The 16,741-nt window shown below is 31.0% G+C and carries 17 protein-coding genes; 6 read left to right on the forward strand and 11 right to left on the reverse strand.

Features of this window, described 5'->3' with window-relative positions; genetic code table 11:
• Positions 1-412: 412 nt before the first annotated feature.
• Together folE and D1816_RS00935 are read right to left on the reverse strand one after the other, a co-directional pair.
• Positions 413-1,081, reverse strand: a complete 669-nt coding sequence (gene folE, locus D1816_RS00930) for a GTP cyclohydrolase I FolE (protein WP_066312009.1) — start codon at positions 1,079-1,081, stop codon at positions 413-415.
• A 16-nt stretch (positions 1,082-1,097) separates the two neighbouring features.
• A complete protein-coding gene (locus D1816_RS00935) occupies positions 1,098-1,502 on the reverse strand; it encodes a MerC domain-containing protein (RefSeq protein ID WP_232517362.1) in 405 nt (134 codons plus the stop codon).
• A gap of 105 nt (positions 1,503-1,607) precedes the next feature.
• Here D1816_RS00935 and D1816_RS00940 point away from each other — a divergent pair, with 105 nt between their 5' ends.
• From D1816_RS00940 to D1816_RS00960, 5 genes are all read left to right on the forward strand, one after another.
• Positions 1,608-2,240: an ABC transporter ATP-binding protein gene (locus tag D1816_RS00940; protein WP_118500840.1), complete on the forward strand. Its 633-nt coding sequence runs from the start codon at positions 1,608-1,610 to the stop codon at positions 2,238-2,240.
• Positions 2,241-2,323: 83 nt separating this feature from the next.
• Complete coding sequence (locus D1816_RS00945; RefSeq protein WP_118500841.1) at positions 2,324-3,430, forward strand: ABC transporter permease; 1,107 nt, start codon at positions 2,324-2,326, stop codon at positions 3,428-3,430.
• Positions 3,423-3,860, forward strand: coding sequence for a hypothetical protein (locus D1816_RS00950; RefSeq protein WP_118500842.1), 438 nt, complete (start codon positions 3,423-3,425; stop codon positions 3,858-3,860). The genes D1816_RS00945 and D1816_RS00950 overlap by 8 nt, the downstream gene beginning before the upstream one ends.
• A gap of 58 nt (positions 3,861-3,918) precedes the next feature.
• Entirely contained in the window at positions 3,919-4,713 is a 795-nt protein-coding gene (locus tag D1816_RS00955; protein WP_118500843.1) for a 5'-nucleotidase C-terminal domain-containing protein, read from the forward strand.
• Between the two features lie 12 nt (positions 4,714-4,725).
• On the forward strand, positions 4,726-5,640 hold the full coding sequence (locus tag D1816_RS00960) for a bifunctional UDP-sugar hydrolase/5'-nucleotidase (protein ID WP_118500844.1): 915 nt from the start codon (positions 4,726-4,728) through the stop codon (positions 5,638-5,640).
• A 140-nt stretch (positions 5,641-5,780) separates the two neighbouring features.
• On the opposite strand, the gene D1816_RS00965 is transcribed toward D1816_RS00960, so the two are convergent.
• From D1816_RS00965 to D1816_RS01000, 8 genes are all read right to left on the reverse strand, one after another.
• A complete protein-coding gene (locus tag D1816_RS00965; RefSeq protein ID WP_118500845.1) occupies positions 5,781-6,998 on the reverse strand; it encodes a GTP-binding protein in 1,218 nt (405 codons plus the stop codon).
• A gap of 87 nt (positions 6,999-7,085) precedes the next feature.
• Entirely contained in the window at positions 7,086-8,039 is a 954-nt protein-coding gene (locus D1816_RS00970) for a DUF5829 family protein (protein WP_118500846.1), read from the reverse strand.
• Between the two features lie 69 nt (positions 8,040-8,108).
• A complete protein-coding gene (locus D1816_RS00975) occupies positions 8,109-8,696 on the reverse strand; it encodes a HupE/UreJ family protein (RefSeq protein ID WP_066311954.1) in 588 nt (195 codons plus the stop codon).
• Between the two features lie 12 nt (positions 8,697-8,708).
• Complete coding sequence (locus D1816_RS00980; protein ID WP_118500847.1) at positions 8,709-9,239, reverse strand: DUF6702 family protein; 531 nt, start codon at positions 9,237-9,239, stop codon at positions 8,709-8,711.
• A 148-nt stretch (positions 9,240-9,387) separates the two neighbouring features.
• The gene (locus D1816_RS00985) at positions 9,388-11,595 is read right to left on the reverse strand and encodes a DUF5916 domain-containing protein (protein ID WP_118500848.1); all 2,208 of its coding nucleotides are present in this window, start codon (positions 11,593-11,595) and stop codon (positions 9,388-9,390) included.
• A 15-nt stretch (positions 11,596-11,610) separates the two neighbouring features.
• Positions 11,611-12,147, reverse strand: coding sequence for a hypothetical protein (locus D1816_RS00990; protein ID WP_118500849.1), 537 nt, complete (start codon positions 12,145-12,147; stop codon positions 11,611-11,613).
• Positions 12,144-12,617 carry a hypothetical protein gene (locus tag D1816_RS00995; protein WP_118500850.1) on the reverse strand — a complete coding sequence of 158 codons (474 nt, stop codon included), beginning with the start codon at positions 12,615-12,617 and terminating at the stop codon, positions 12,144-12,146. Before D1816_RS00995 ends, D1816_RS00990 begins: the two co-directional genes overlap by 4 nt.
• Before the next feature lie 261 nt (positions 12,618-12,878).
• Complete coding sequence (locus D1816_RS01000) at positions 12,879-13,193, reverse strand: hypothetical protein (protein WP_066311949.1); 315 nt, start codon at positions 13,191-13,193, stop codon at positions 12,879-12,881.
• 263 nt (positions 13,194-13,456) lie between these two features.
• Here D1816_RS01000 and D1816_RS01005 point away from each other — a divergent pair, with 263 nt between their 5' ends.
• A complete protein-coding gene (locus tag D1816_RS01005) occupies positions 13,457-13,966 on the forward strand; it encodes a hypothetical protein (protein ID WP_066311947.1) in 510 nt (169 codons plus the stop codon).
• 147 nt (positions 13,967-14,113) lie between these two features.
• Here D1816_RS01005 and D1816_RS01010 read toward each other — a convergent pair whose 3' ends face one another.
• Positions 14,114-16,381 (reverse strand): acyl-CoA dehydrogenase, encoded by a 2,268-nt coding sequence (locus D1816_RS01010; RefSeq protein ID WP_118500851.1) that lies wholly within the window; start codon positions 16,379-16,381, stop codon positions 14,114-14,116.
• Positions 16,382-16,741 lie beyond the last annotated feature (360 nt).

Raw genomic sequence — 16,741 nt, forward strand, 5'->3', positions numbered from 1 at the left:
TATGTTTATCGATTTGAATCCTAGTGATTTTATGTTTTTATTATGTTTTTTAACGTTATTTTAAGAAAAAACATTGAAAATCAATACATTAAATGTTAATTATATCTTTATGTGTCTGATAATTAACATTTTAATAAAATTCAAAAAACATAATCTTTTCTTATCAAAACCAAATTAAAAATAACTTTTCTATATGAAAGAACTAGTTGTTACAATAAACAATTATTTTAATATAAAATAAAATAAATAGGGTAGTAGTATGTATGAGATTTTTAAAAATGAAATCATTTCATTGATAAAATTTATTTGTTTTAGGTGTCTTTTTAATGATGTTTTACCATTTTCGTATTGCAAATAACTAATACTTTGTTAAGGATAATATAACATAAAAGTTGGGCGCATTATCATGTATTCAAAAAGTGTTGTTATCGTTCTTTATAATTTCCAAGAATTCATTTCGTAAAGAAACTTCTTTAAACTGCCCCCCATATTCTAAGGTTGTTGTAAAACTACTTTTATCTTTGATTCCACGGGAAGAAACACATAAATGTTTCGCATTTATCACCACAATAACATCTTTGGTTTCTAAAGTTTGTTGTAAGTCTTTTAGAATTTGTAAACAAAGTCTTTCTTGTACCTGCGGACGATGAGAATAATAATCGACAAGTCGGTTAATTTTTGACAATCCAACTACTTTATCTTTTGGGATATATCCAACATGGGCAGTGCCAACTATCGGTAAGAAATGATGTTCACAAGCAGAATCTATGTTGATATTTTGTTCTACTAACATCTTTTGATATCCATATTTGTTTTCAAAAGTCGATATTTTTGGTCTATTGTGAGGATTTAGACCATAAAAGAGCTCTTTTACATACATTTTAGCAACCCTATAGGGTGTACCTCGAAGACTATCATCGGTTAAATCAAGTCCTAATTCTTTCATGATTTCCGAAAAATGATGTTGAATATTTTTAATTTTATCATTATCGGATGTTTCAAAAGCATTCTTAACCAAAGGAGTGTCCACGCTGCTAGAAATATGTGCATCTCCTTCATATTCTATTTTTTCTCTATTCATTTTGTTCATATTTCAATTAATTAGCACAACACTTTTCACGTTTACAACCGCAGTATTTTTTATTATAAAAATGTAATCCTACTAATAGTATGGATACTATGTAAATAACTTCTTCAAACAAAGGAAACAAGGATAGCTTTTCATTGACTATAATACATAATAGTAATACCCAATTTATCCAAAAAGCATATTTTATTGTTGGATTTGTAGTTGTTTTAGTAGATCGATGAATCGCTATAAAGGAGAGTGCTAAAAAGACGATGTCTAATGATTTCCACAAAACAGAATATCCATCTTGATATAGGACAGATCCCGTATGGGCAATAAATAAAAAAGGAGTAAACAAGCAGTGTATTAAACATAAACTACTGGCTATAATTCCTAAGATGTCTGAGTGAGTGCGTTTGTATAAAATGTTCAAAATAAAAGAATATGTGTTTTAATGAGGGGCAAAGATAATACATATTTTATTAATGCAACTTTGTTGCATTAATAAAATTTATTTATTTTTGGCAAAAATGATTTTATGGTCCGAACGACATCATTAAGTTTTGCATATCAAAATTCAAAAAATCATACTTTTTATTTCCCTCGTATAGATTTAACATCTAAAGAAAACGCTTTAATTATAGGACCTTCTGGTATCGGGAAAACCACTTTACTTCATCTTATGGCAGGTCTTTTGATTCCGAAAAAAGGAAATGTATATATTGGTAATACGCTTATACATCAACTCACAAGAAGTCAATTAAACGATTTTAGAGGGAAGCATATTGGGTTAATTTTTCAAAGAGCATATTTTATTAAGTCTTTGACTGTACAAGAAAATCTAAGCATGCGTGAAAAACTGTCTAGAAAAACAATAGATCTACACAGAAAAAAACAATTAATCGAACAATTAGAATTGACTGAAATTAAAAACAAAAAAGTACATGAAATAAGTGAAGGACAGCGGCAGCGACTTTCTATTGCCCTTGGTGTTGTACATAAACCAAAAGTGATATTAGCAGATGAACCTACCTCTAACTTAGATGATGCGAATTGTGAAAGGGTGATTTCTCTGCTAAAAAAAGAGGCTCAAATTTGTAAAAGTAATTTGGTAATTATTACCCATGACCAAAGAGTTAAATCACATTTTAAGAAACACATAACTTTATAAAATTGTTACACTTAGCTTTCAAAAATCTTATTTCCAAGCCTTTGAATACTGTTTTGAGTATTTCACTTTTAACATTAAGCATTGTGTTAACTACTTTTGTTTTACAAATAAGTAAACAACTTAATCATCACTTGCAGGAAAATAGTAAACCATTTGATATGGTAATTGGTGCAAAAGGAAGTCCATTACAATTAGTATTATCAGCAATACTACATATAGATAATCCAACAGGTAATATATCTCTGGATGAAGCTTTAGGAGTACTTAAAAATCCTATGATAAAAGATGCTATACCAGTTTCTTATGGTGATAATTATAAGGGGTATAAAATTCTAGGTACTTCAGACAAATATTTACTTAGGTATAGAGCTACTCTAAAAGAGGGAGCACTAAATGTACAAGACTTTGAAGCAGTTTTCGGTTTTGAAGTAGCAAAAAAACTGAATATTCGTATAGGGGATTCTGTTGTAAGTTCTCATGGATTATTACAAAATGAAATAGAAGTACATGATGAAAAACCTTTTATAGTGACAGGTATCTTGGCGCCTACAGGAACAGTAATAGATAACCTAATAATCACAAACCTTGAAAGTATTTGGAAAGTTCATGATTTTGAAGATGAGCATGAAGAATATAGTGAAGAACATAAAGAAATTACAGCGTTATTGTTAAACTTCAGGAATCCCATTGGGGCATTGCAATTTTCCAGATTTATCAATAAAGAAACGGGATTACAGGCGGCATTCCCAAAATTCGAAATTGATCGGTTATTAAAGTTTCTAGGTATTGGTTTTCGAACGATAAATAGTATTGCGATAGTAATATTTCTGATTGCGGGCTTAAGCATTTTTATTAATCTTATAAAAACAGTAAGAGAAAGAAAACATGAATTAGCTCTATTAAGAACCTATGGAACTACCGCCTTTCAACTATTAAAATTAATTTTTTTTGAAGCACTTTTTTTATCTTTAATAGGAGGTGTCCTGGGGTGGTTTTTAGGAAGAGTATGCATTTTATTGTTTTCAACTTTGGCTACAAATGGCTATACATATCATTTTGAGATAAGTGTACCAGATATAGAAGAGTTTTTTTTATTAATTGCAATAATTTTAATAACAATACTTGCCACGATTTTGGCTTCTTTCTCTTTATTTAAGTTAAATATTTCTAAAACCCTGGGAGATGCGTAAAGTACTTTTATTGCTTATTTTTATAAGTATTCCATTTCATTTTTTTGCTCAACAGAAATTATCTTGGAGCGATTTATCAAATGTTAGTTTTCATAATATTTATAATGTATACTATGATGATTATTTTTTAAAACCAACATTTGATAATAAAATAAAATCATATCAAGGATCCAAAATTAGTATCAAAGGCTATTTCTTAGATTTTTCTTATGAAGAAGAATTTTATATGGTTTCCCGAAATCCAATGTCTTCCTGTTTTTTCTGTGGGGGCGCAGGCCCTGAAACTATCATTGAAGTTATTTTTAAAGATAAATCAAACTATAAAACCGATCAGATAATAGAAGTTGTAGGAATATTAGAATTGAATGTAGATGATGTAGATCACTGTAATTATATATTAAAAGAAGCAACAGCTAGATTAGTGCAATAAATTGAATTAAAATTATACATTAGCTATTAAAGAAGAGATTAATTAAATTTAAGAATAAATGGATAGAATAATATACCATAATTGCTGTATAAAAAATATAATTAGTAAAAGTCTTTTTATACTTACATGTATAATCACCCTTTCTTCTTGTCAGAAAAATAAACACCTTGTAAAGGTAGAAGGAGCAAGGATTGAAGTAAATAATACCACTCCTGATAATCCAGACATCCAAGCTTTTGTTAAACCCTATATGATGCACGTAAATAAGACTTTAGATAGTGTTCTGGCGTATGCACCAGAAACATATTCTAAAAAGGATGGTATTTTGAATACAGCTATAGGCAATTTAATGGCAGATATTGTTTTAGAACAGTCAATTCCTTTTTTTAAATCAAAGACTAAAAATACAATCGATATGGTATTGTTAAATCACGGAGGAATACGAGCACCAATACCAAAAGGTAATGTTACTGCACGTACCGCTTATCAAGTGATGCCATTTGAGAATAGTATTGTAGTAGTTGAAATGAAAGGTACTCATATTTGGAAATTGATTACTTATTTACAAGAATCTCAAAAAGCGCATCCAATTTCAGGATTAAAATTGACTATTGATGCAGATAATAATATTGTACAAGCATTGATCAATAACAAGGAAATTGATGACAAAGAGGTGTATTTTGTTGCAACCAATGATTATCTGTATCATGGTGGTAGTGAGATGTATTTTTTTGAAGAAGCAGGCAAAGCTCATAAATTAAATTATAAAATTCGAAATGCAATGATTGACTATTTTAAAAAAGTAGATACAATCGCACCAAAGATTGATGATAGATTTTCACAGATCAACTAATTAAATAAAGAAATGAAACGAAGAGAATTTATAAAACATACGGCACTAACCACGGGTTTGATGACTATAGGAGGAGTTGGTTTATCATCTTTTGCTGATAACAAAGCAAAAAAAATAACGATTTTACATACAAATGACGTACATAGCCATATAGATCCATTTGGCCCGGATGATGGTAGAAATGCAAATAAGGGCGGAGTGGCAAGAAGAGCGACTATTATTGAAGATATTAGAAAAGAAAACCCAAATACTTTATTACTAGATGCTGGCGATATTTTTCAAGGAACTCCTTATTTCAATTTTTATGGGGGTGAACTTGAATTTAAATTAATGAGTATGCTTAAATATGATGTTGTCACTATAGGTAATCATGATTTTGATAACGGGATTGATGGGTTACATGCCCAAATGCCGTATGCCGGATTTAAATTTGTTTCTGCCAACTATGATTTCACCAATACAGTTATGGATACGTTTGTTAAACCTTATGAAATCATCATAAAGGATAATATAAAAATAGGAATATTTGGTTTGGGAATTGCCCTGGAAGGTTTAGTAATGAAAGATTTATATAAGGAAACTAAATATCTTAACCCTATAGAAATTGCTCAAGATATGAGTGCTACATTAAAAAATGAAGAAAAATGTGATTTGGTTATATGTCTATCACATTTAGGGTATGATTATAAAAATGAATCAAATAAAGTAAGTGATTTAAGTCTTGCCAAAGCTACAGATAATATTGATCTTATTATTGGCGGACATACCCATACTTTCCTTAAAGAACCGACTTTAGTAAAGAATAGAAAGGATAAAGATGTGCTTGTAAATCAAGTTGGGTGCTATGGTTTGTATTTAGGAAGAATAGATTTTTATTTTGATAGTCAAAAAAATAAAGCTTCATATGGACGAGCCCTCATGGTGTAAAATTCTAATAATTAGCTTATACACATATAAATTTAATAAGATTAAGATTTTAGATGCAGAAAATACTGTAGCAACAAATCCGGTAAGATTGTAGGCAAACCGGATTGTTCATTGTTGCATATTATTCTATTTTGAATTCATTACATTGATGACTCTTGATAATTTGGAATTGGCCAATCATCATTTATAGAGAATTCTCCTTTTTTCCATTGTGCAAGTTCTGGTTCTGTGAGTAAACAGTCATCCAGATGTTTAGTGACCAATTTTACATCGATATTTTGACCGATAAATACTAATTCAGTTTTACGGTCGCCAAAAGAAACATCCCAGTCTTCTTCTATTGTATTTTGATTATCTAAAAATGAGGCATAACTAATTCGTTCGCTAAAAGGCATAGAAGCCCACCAAACTCCTGCAGGGTCTGTTTTAAGTGATCCTCCAGCAGAACCCCAAACTAGAGCTTGGTCGGGACGAGAGGCAAGCCAAAATAATCCTTTACTACGAATAATATTTGAAGGGAAGTGATGTGTAGCAAAATTTAAAAATCGATTAGGATGAAAAGGGCTACGTTTTCTATAAACAAAAGAACCAATTCCATATTCTTCGGTTTCGGGGATGTGTTCATTTTCAAGTTCTTGAATCCATCCTGCCGATGCTTCTGCTTCCTCAAAATCAAATAGACCTGTATCAATTACTTCGTGCAAGGAAACTTTAGAATTTTGAGTAGGAATAACATGAGCATTTGGGTTTAATTTATGAATAATATCATATAAATTCCTTAATTCTGATTCTGTTACCAAATCCACCTTATTTAACAAAATTACATTCGCAAACTCTACTTGATCGGTAAGTAGGTTAACAATGGTTCGGTCATCACCTTCAATATTGGTGAGTTCTCTATCTATTAAATACTGTGAGCTTGAAAAATCTTTTAAGAAATTATATGCATCTACAACAGTAACCATTGTATCAACATAACTGAATCGGCTTAGATCTAGTTGTCCATCTTCACTGGCAAAACTAAAAGTTTGTGCTACAGGAATTGGTTCTGAAATCCCAGTACTTTCGATAATTAAATAATCAAACCGTTGTTCTTTTGCTAGTTTTTCTACTTCTAGCATAAGGTCTTCTCGTAAGGTGCAGCAGATACATCCATTTGACATTTCCACAAGTTTCTCTTCGGTTCTAGAAAGTGTGTTTTCGTTTTCAACAAGTTGTACATCAATATTGACTTCACTCATGTCATTTACAATAACAGCAACTTTTAGTCCCTCTTTGTTATGTAAAATATGATTTAATAATGTTGTTTTTCCTGCACCAAGAAAGCCACTTAATACAGTTACAGGTAGTTTTTTCATTTGCTTGAATATTTTCGTTTTAAATTTTAATGTTTTAATAAAATTCTATGTATTACTTTTTAAACAGGAGTTATACATTAGAGTCTTTTAAGGATTATTTCTGTAAAGCTCATCAAAGTCCCAGATCGATTCAGTTCCTTGATTAGTGATGGTAACGTTACCTAATTGGGTAATACTATCATCTTTATCATTCAGTCGACAAATTATTTTAGTGATTCTACTATATTCAATCTGATCAGAAGGTTGTATGTTAATGATAATATCCTCACTGGCAATAGTAAGTATATTGCCTTTTTTTTCTAAGAATTTACATCCTAAATAATTCAATTCCTGAATAATACGACGATAATCATTTAAAGTACAGTTTAAGTAAATTTCTTTAATTGCATTAAAAAGTTTTTGATCTGTATATACCGGTTCAAGGAATGCTTCGCGTGAATATGTAGCATGATAGTTTCCATAAAGGCTATCTAAAAAAGTAGGATTATAGAAACCATACCAGGTATGTAAAGCTGTACCGGGACTAGGCGTATAAAAAGCCTTAAACCACGTATGCTTATGGTTTCTCAAAGGCATTTTTACAGTTTCGGTAGCATAAAGAAATGAGTTTTTAGTTATTTTCAATCTAGGTTTAACACCTAAATGAAAATGTTCATTTTTGTTTTTTAAAGAGAAACCAATACCACTTTTCCCTATAGGTTCATTGTATGAATTTTTTGGACTCAAAATCTCAATATAATGCTGATGCCCACGTAAAAAACAAGTAAGTGCCTTATCATGAACAGGTGCAAAATCTGGTAATCCTGAATCTAGAGAACCATACTTATTTTTCCATTGATTATCTTTTGTTAGTTTGGTATACGTAATACTATCTACAACCACATATAAATGGTCCAATAATACTTTAGATATATCTTTATTAAAAACTGCATCAATCTTTTTTCGATCGATAATAGTATTGTCATTTTCTTTTTTTTCTTGTGTAATACAAGAATCAAAGGATAGTAAAAGAATCAAACAAATAGCTATACGTTGAAACATAATTGAAATCATTTTTTAAAAGTGAATTTTGCTAAATAATTAGTTTTTGTAGTAACAATTATTGATTCATTATTGTACATCGTTAACAGCATTTAGTAGTATGGTTGCGGCAATACCAAAACCCGCTCCAGAGATAAATAAATTCCATTTAAAATGTGCTCCATTTATAAATTTTGTATATAACCAAAGTGAGGTCATAAAAAGTAACACAATAAATATTTGCCCTACTTCGATACCAATATTAAATGCTAATAAAGGCATGATAATACTGTCGCTAAATAGCATGAATTTAAAATTGCTTGCAAATGCTAGTCCGTGAATTAAGCCAAAAACCAATGCGATTCCATATTTTACTTTCGTATCAGAAAATTTACCATGTTTATTATAATTAATGATGTTTGCTAGTGCTGTGATCATTATGGTAAAGGGAATTAGCATATCTACTATTGTAGAATTTGCAGGAATAATATCTAAAGCACTTAGTATAAGAGTTCCACTATGTCCTATGGTAAATGCAGTTATAATTACCAGTATTTGTTTCCATTGTGTTAATTTGAATGCTGCGCATAATGTCATAACAAATAACAGATGGTCATACGCATGTATATCAACAATATGATCCCATCCATTAGTAAAAAAAGAACTTAAATTATTCATTAGTAAATATGTTTATAAATTTATAGGTAAAGAAAAGTCGTCAAATGTAGCTTCAAAGTAATTTTCATTAATAAAAGGAGGGACACGTACTGTAATCATATTGGTTTGCATAAATGCAAATTCTTCAAAAAAAAGAGTATTTTCTACACAAAGTTGATCGCCTTTTTTGATGGGTAAGACCTCTTGCGAAAATTTAAGAATAAATACATTGTGTTCTTCTAGAACCTTAGAAGTCTCGTATTTTAGAGGAAATCTATGGTCATTAATGGTTATTGGATAAAATTTTTCAAAGTAACCTTCAATTCCTTTTTTATCCTCTTTTGAGAGGTTAGAAAGATTTATGTTATTAGTAAATGTACCATCTATACTGTATGTGAAATCATCAATAAAAACTCTGCATTCTATTTGTAAACGAGATGTTTTAGGATTATATTCAATTAAAGATGAGGTTAATTTAATAGGATGTGAACTTGTAAATGAGGTAGAAAAAAATACTACATTTACTAGTAACCATATGGTATAAAATTTTGTTGATAGTTTCATTTTAATATGTGTTAGTTATTTGTAGGGGTTTTTAGGCGATACTGTTATAGTTGTACTGACTACGTTTTTTATGATTAGCTCGGTTTTATTCTTTTCTATACCCAAAAAATCATGAAGAAAAGTGTAGATTTTAAATTGATTTAACATATTAAAACTGTTTTAAGAAGGTTATTTTACTAATGAATTGTGTATTGCGCTGTAGCGGGTCAAATACATCAGTTTGTGTATCATTAAACACTAAATAAATAAACGACAATGGCATATACTCCCAGCTAAAGCGAACATTCCATCTACCTTGTTCGTTAAAGCTATTGTATTGATAAAAAGTTGACAGTTGCATGCGAGGATTAAGAGCCAATCGCAGATTTGCAGTATACAAATCGGTATCTAGGTCTTCCTGTAATATTCCTAATCCATTAATGTCATTGTGTTCATAATCTGCAGAAAGTGCAATATGCGGAACAGGAGCATAGCGTAATCCGGCTATAACAGTATTTCGCGTACCATTATAAAAATTCCCAAAATCATACCGAATAGATGCTGATAACTTTTTAGATTGGTCTGTATTGTATCTCAATAGAAACCTAGTATATTGGTATTCATCTTCTTGAATTTCCAGACCTAGAGGAGCAAAATTAAAATTTATATTTTGCCAAGTAGGAGTAAAAGAAGCTTCGATAAAACTATTATCCTTAAACCATGTATAAATAGGAAAGATATAAATACTTGCTTGTTGAAAATTACCAAAATCTTCGAAGTCATGATAGTAATTTAAAAAAGCCCCAGGATCCCATCTTCGTACAAAAGGTAACCATTTAGGTCGAACAATAGCGTATCCTCCCGGACTATGATACATGACGTCTTTTTGAAATACAAAACCCATATCCGGAGCATAGGAATTGCTTACAAAAGTATTAACATAACCAAGGTAATATTTGTTAGTTCGAGATCCTGCAAATACTCTTCCAGAATAACCTGTATCACCAGTTTCGCTATCTAATGATGTAGATAGTAAATAAGAAAGTGTGATTTCGCTTTTAGGGCGGATAAATCCATCAATAGAAATGGTTGTGTTATTTTGTGAAGAAACTCCTAAATCTCTAGAAGAATCGTCTAATCGATACGTAACCATAGCTCCGATATTATTTTCTTTGCCATAGTTTTGGGTGTATCTGGCTACACCAAAAGTACTAGCGGGACTATTATCGGTATCTCGTTGACGAACAGCAAGCGCAGCGATTGTCCTGTTTTCGTTTCTGTCTGTATAACGAGCACCAACATCTAAAGGAGCGGGAGCGGCATTAAAAGTATTTTCTAGACCAATAGTTCTACTAAAGAAAGGACGAACTTGAGAGTTACCTCCTCCGGCCCATATACCAGAATTTTCCAGAAAGAATTGCCGTCTTTCTGGAAAGAAAATTGTAAAACGTTCTAGGTTATTTACAGCCCTATCAACATCTGCCTGTGCAAAATCAGTATTTAAAGTTAAATCTAGTACGGCATTAGGATTGATCGCCCATTTTACATCTCCTCCAATTTTTGGGTCATTCGATTTATTTGTAATGGTATTACCAGTCTTATTTTCATCATATTGATACAAAGTATATGGTTCGATGCGAATGTTAGCTGATGGAGGAGGTACTTCTAAACCTATAAGTTTGGCTGCATAAACCATCCTGTTTTGTGAGAAAGATTGTGGAATTGCCGGAAAAACTGTCTTTTCAAAATCTTTTCTTGCAAGTCGATAAAAGGTAATGCCCCATTCTACTGGAACTCCTTTAACAGGTTTATCATAACGTATAGATTTAAACGGAATTGCGAACTCGGCATAATATCCTATATCTGTTCGCTTTGTTCGTACGCTCCAAAGTGCATTCCAATCTCTATCAGTATTATTATCATTAAAGTTCTGAAGATCTAATTGATTACCGTAAGGTGTTGTTTGAAAAGAAGCGGCATACTGTTTGGTATTCTGCGCATCAATTTGAATACCAAACACATCATTTTCTCCACTATTAAAGTCACGCCTTAGGTCTTGTATACGTATACCTTTCTTACCCATAGAATCCTTGGCAAACACACCAAAATATAGATTCTTATTATCATACAGTACACGAACTGTAGTTGCATTTTTAATGGATCCGCCTTGAATCGGTTCTACTCTAAAAAAATCTGTGACCGCTTCGGTATTTTGCCATTCAGCTTCATTTAATTCCCCATCAATTGTTATTTTTCCTACCGTTTTTGTTGCCTTAATTTCTAAAGGTGTCTTTCGAGGAGGAAAGTTTTGTTCTTCCTTCTGGGACCATCCATTAAAATGATATATAAGAAGCAGTAAAATTGTAACTCTAAACATGTTCTATACATTATCTTAGTTAAGTGATATTTGCCCGTGCGATAACACCTTATTTTCAATTATTTTTGGCGGATAAAAAATTTGATTATTAGGGTGATATACAAAACTTTGGGTAGTGACTTCATTATGTTTCAAGACTTTTCCTAGAATAGCAGTTTCTAGCATATACTTTTGTTGTGCTTGTAAATGCCGAGATGCTAAAAGCATTGTTCTTAAAATAGGATGACTTTGATTTAATAAGTAGTCCGGTAACGTCTTATCCAGTTGTAAAAATGTTTCACTAACATGAAAAAAAGGTTCAATTTCGGGTTCGAGTATTTCTTTATAGAACATGTTCGTGTATTTTGTTACAAAAACAATTTGAGCTACTTTTTGATTCTCGATTAGGGTAATAAGGTTTTTTTGAGTATCAATGTCCCACCTAAAATTAGCTCCAAGAGCCGTATAGAAAAATGCATTAGTACTACAAGTTTGCCTTAAAATAATTTCTATATGATCTGTTGGACAAATCAGAAACAGACAGTTGCTGGATTCTAGTTTATTAAAACTCATACACTTTCTTCTATATTAAATGGTAAAGACGAATGATGTACGTCTATTTTTAGTTTTCCATTCGTGTCTTTGCGATACCCAAAAGTGTATTCGACTTTGGTATCTTGTCCATTTATATCAGTGAAAAAATAATTACCCATAGCTAGCGCTCGGTTTTCTTCTAAGATCAAAGCAGCATTTTCAAACCTAACTTGTGTCCAGGGTTGGAGAGCAAATCCTTTATCTTCTGTATATTTTGAATTTCCGCCAATGAAATACGAAATGGCACTTTTACTAGTAGTTCTGAATTGATCAATTGCAGCCTTAGTAGGTTTAAATAATACCTGTTTGTTTTTAAAGTCATAAAGTTCGTCTACAAAATTTTGCGTGTAATTTTCGCATTGAACTCTATCAGATTGTAATGTTCCGATATGCACTACTCCTTGCCCCCATACTTTTTGAGCATTTTCTAAATCTTGTTTTGTAATCATTATTACTGAATTTATATTTGTAAATAGCAGAAAAGGATACATTCTGCCGTTGTATCTTTTAAATTACGGAGAGAATAAGTATTGCAAAAGACGATATCCCGTTAGAAAATATGCTAGTATTTGTATATTAGAATATAATAGATGTAATTACTACAAGCAGGCTTATCCCTATAAAGTCAGGATAAAACATTTATCAGATTAAAAAAAAAAGAATATGATTAAGTAATAAAACAGATTAATGTTCTAATAATAAAGCAATACTTATGACTTTGAAGGAGGGGGTTTGTTATAAATACTTTTGGGTTGCGTAATACTATATTGAGAAGTTTCGTAACAAAAATTAATCTTCTGTTCCTGAAAAGCAACTATGAACTTTTGTTCTATTTCCGTTAACGAATTATTGGTAAAAGGTGTGAGCTGATTTGTGGTGGTGAATATTTCACATAGCTCACAATGAGTTTGATCATCATCGTCTTCAGAAAAATGAGAAAAAGCATGAGCATTAACAACTTTAAGAAATATAAAAGCCGAAACAAAAAAGAGAGAAATTATATTTTTATTAATGTTCAATCTCATGTGGTAAATATAATAATTAAAAAGGTTCGCTTACCTGAAGATGATCAAAAGAACTAATTTTGGCAAAAGATTAAATAAAAAATAACTTTTATTTAAAATAAATTACAAATCATTTAACAATTTTAATTTTGGTTATAAGTAAATACTTTTTTGACACTCCTTGTTAGATAAACGAAGTGTTTAATTTAAAAAAAGAGGACTTAAAATAATTTAGTGAAAAATTAGTTTTATACATTTGAAACGTAAACCAATTAATCAAAATCATGAAAACACTTAGTAAATTAGCAGTAGTTGCAACAGTTCTTTTGTTTGTTTCTTGTAAACAAAACCCTGCTGAAGCACCAGAGCATAAAGCAATGGTAGAAAAGCATCAAGAAATGGAGGCTTCTCATGAAGCTATGGCCAAAGAGCACAATGATATGAAAGATGATCATCAACAAATGGTAGATGCTCATAAAACTATAGAGAACGATTCTATACATATAGTTACTGAAAAGAATCACACAACTTTATTAGCTAAGCACAGTGAACTTATCTCGGCTCACAAAGCATTAATAGAAAAACATAAGGAGATAGAAATTAAACATGCTTCTGGTCAGATAACTTTAGAGCAAATGAAAGAAGAACATGAGTCTGTGAAAGCTGAACATGAAAATATGGAGAAAGAGCACAAAAATGTAGCAGCCGAACATAAACGAATTACTGAAGAAGATGAAAAAATGATAAAGGAAGATAAAGAGAAAGCTACAGAAGAAGTTTCAGACCAAAAGTAAATAACAATAGATGTAGTCATCGAAAAACCCATACATAAAAACACTTTTTATGTATGGGTTTTTTATTGTCAAATTATTAAAAATAAAACACTGATTTTATTGCATACCTAAAGTTTAAAAAACTAGTAAATTTAGCATATATGTGTATCATTTTTTTGAAATAGGTGCATTCATACAATGCTTTGGTATCCCATATCCATCGACTAATGTTTTTATATGAGGTCTCAATTCTGTAGAAAGTCGTTCTACACGACTTCGTATCGCTTTTGATTTTGTACCACTGATATATCGTTGTTCGAGATACCAAGATGCATCTTTTCGTAATTCGTGTAATGCATATATAGTACCCATTTTCTGAAATAGTTGTCGGTACTTTTCATCTTCGATGGTTTCTGTAAAATTTGTGAAGGTTGTATATGCTAGTTCAATACTGTATGCTTTTCCTAAGGCTAATAAATGTGTTTGTACTTTCAGAAAAGCTTGATACGAAGGAATTCCTTTTTTTACATAATCTCGAATTCGCATAGCTAGCGTATAGGTAAGCCTTCTGGTGCGATAATCAAATGCATGTTTATGAAATTTTGAACTATATAGGTGATCCTTATCTGTATTATTGGTATATGCAGGGTTGATAGTACTTAATTTATCAGTAAGTCTAGAACCTAACAGTTTTAATACTGCAGTAAAACCAGCACTATTAAACTCGGATTTAAATTCTGATAATATGCCTTTGGCTGCTAATAGAAGTAATACATGGTTATCTCCTTCAAAAGTGGTAAAAATGTCTACATCATTCTTTAGGTTGGCAATTTGATTTTCTAATAAATATCCTTTTCCACCACATGCTTCTCTACATTCTTGTATTGTGTTATTTGAAAACCAGGTAATTATTGATTTAAGTCCGGCTGCCTGAGTTTCAATTTTTCGTTTATCTACTACGGATTTGTCACTGTATATTTCCATCATATGTGTTAACGTAACATCATATACATAACAGGCGGCAACTGCAGGTGTTAATCGTAATTGATGTGTTGGATAATCCATAAGAAGATCTTCTTGTATTTTGATACTGTCATTAAATTGTCTTCTTTTTAAGGCATGTTTAACTGCTATGGCCAGAGCTTTTTTAGCGCCTCCCAATCCAGCTCGAGCAACACATATTCTACCTCCAACCAGAGTCCCCAACATTGTAAAAAACCTTTTGTTTGGATTTTTGATATCAGAATGATACATACCATTGGCATTAATATCACCATACTTATTTAATAGGTTCTCTCGGGGAACACGCACTTGATGAAACCATATTTTTCCATTGTCTACGCCGTTAAGCCCCAATTTGTACCCGTTGTCCTCTATAGTAACACCAGGCATTAATTTGTGTTCCTCATTTCTAATAGGAACCAAAATGGCATGTACTCCTTCATTTTTACCATTAACGATTAATTGAGCAAAAACAGATGCCATTGTAGAATGTAATGCATTCCCAATATATTCTTTATTATCATTTTTGCCAGGTGTATGTACTATAATACTATCTGTTTCTTTATGATATGTAGCAGTGGTTTTAACACCTCTTACATTAGATCCATGACCAGTTTCAGTCATGGCAAAACATCCTAATAGTTTTGTTTCGCCAGTATTTGTTAGATATTGATCATGATGTTTTTTTGTTCCTAATTTTTGGATACTTCCTCCAAAAAGACCAAACTGAACCCCAAATTTTATAGCTAAGCTGCCATCTACATACATTAAGTTTTCAAAAATAGCTGCATATCCAGGCATATTTTCTGTACCTCCATAAGCCTCTGGATATGCCATTGCGCCATATCCTTCTTTAGCAAGGAACTTTACTTGTTGTAAAACGTGTTCCCTAAACTCTTCTTTTGTTCTTTTAATACCCCAATCAAAAATGGGGGCTTTAAGAACTTTTCTAAAATCATCCACAACAGTAGTGTGTTTTCCTTTTAGAATTAAGTCAATTTTAGAAGAATCATAATGATTAGATGTAATTTCTTGGACTACTTCTAAATCAAATAAGTGCTTATAGTGGTTGGGTTGGATGCCAAGATTTATTTCGATGTCTTTTAAACGAACATTAAAAGGGCAATCAGCATGATAGTAACAGACTAATTTTTGACAGAATGTAGTAAGTGGATGCACTTCACTTTCTACAAGTTTAATATAAGAATTTGTTATTGTTTTTTTCCAGTTTTTAAGTTCCTTATCTTTAGGTGGGGCTTTTGGGTTTAACCAACTAATCAAAATATCTTGATCATCTTTTCGCAGTGTTTCGTCTTCATGTATTGCCGTTTTTATGACAGAAATTTCAGAGTAGGATAACAAATCATCAGACCAGATTACATAAAAGAAAGGAATATATTGTAAAACTCCTTGGGTATAGTTAATTACATTCATAGAATGAAAATACAATAATTATTTCAGAATGATTATAGATAATAAGATGAGGTTATCTATTTACATGACATGTTTCTCAGGTTAAGTGGATGCTCATAAAACTTACCTTTTATTATAGATATATTCTCTTGGTCTGTTAACCTTTTAAGCATTCATGCTTTTATTAACGATGTTAACATTTAATAGTAGTCATGGATTTACTGATTAATTTCTTTGGTATACACTATTGGGGTATTTTTATTAATTCTTAAATTAAATCTTGAGTTACTATTTTATGTAAAACGGAATTTTAAAAAAAAGTACACAAAAAAGTTTTTGATATTAGTTTTTTATTACATTTGAATATAACAAATAATGAGT

This window comes from Aquimarina sp. AD10, assembly GCF_003443715.1.
Lineage (GTDB): Bacteria > Bacteroidota > Bacteroidia > Flavobacteriales > Flavobacteriaceae > Aquimarina > Aquimarina aggregata.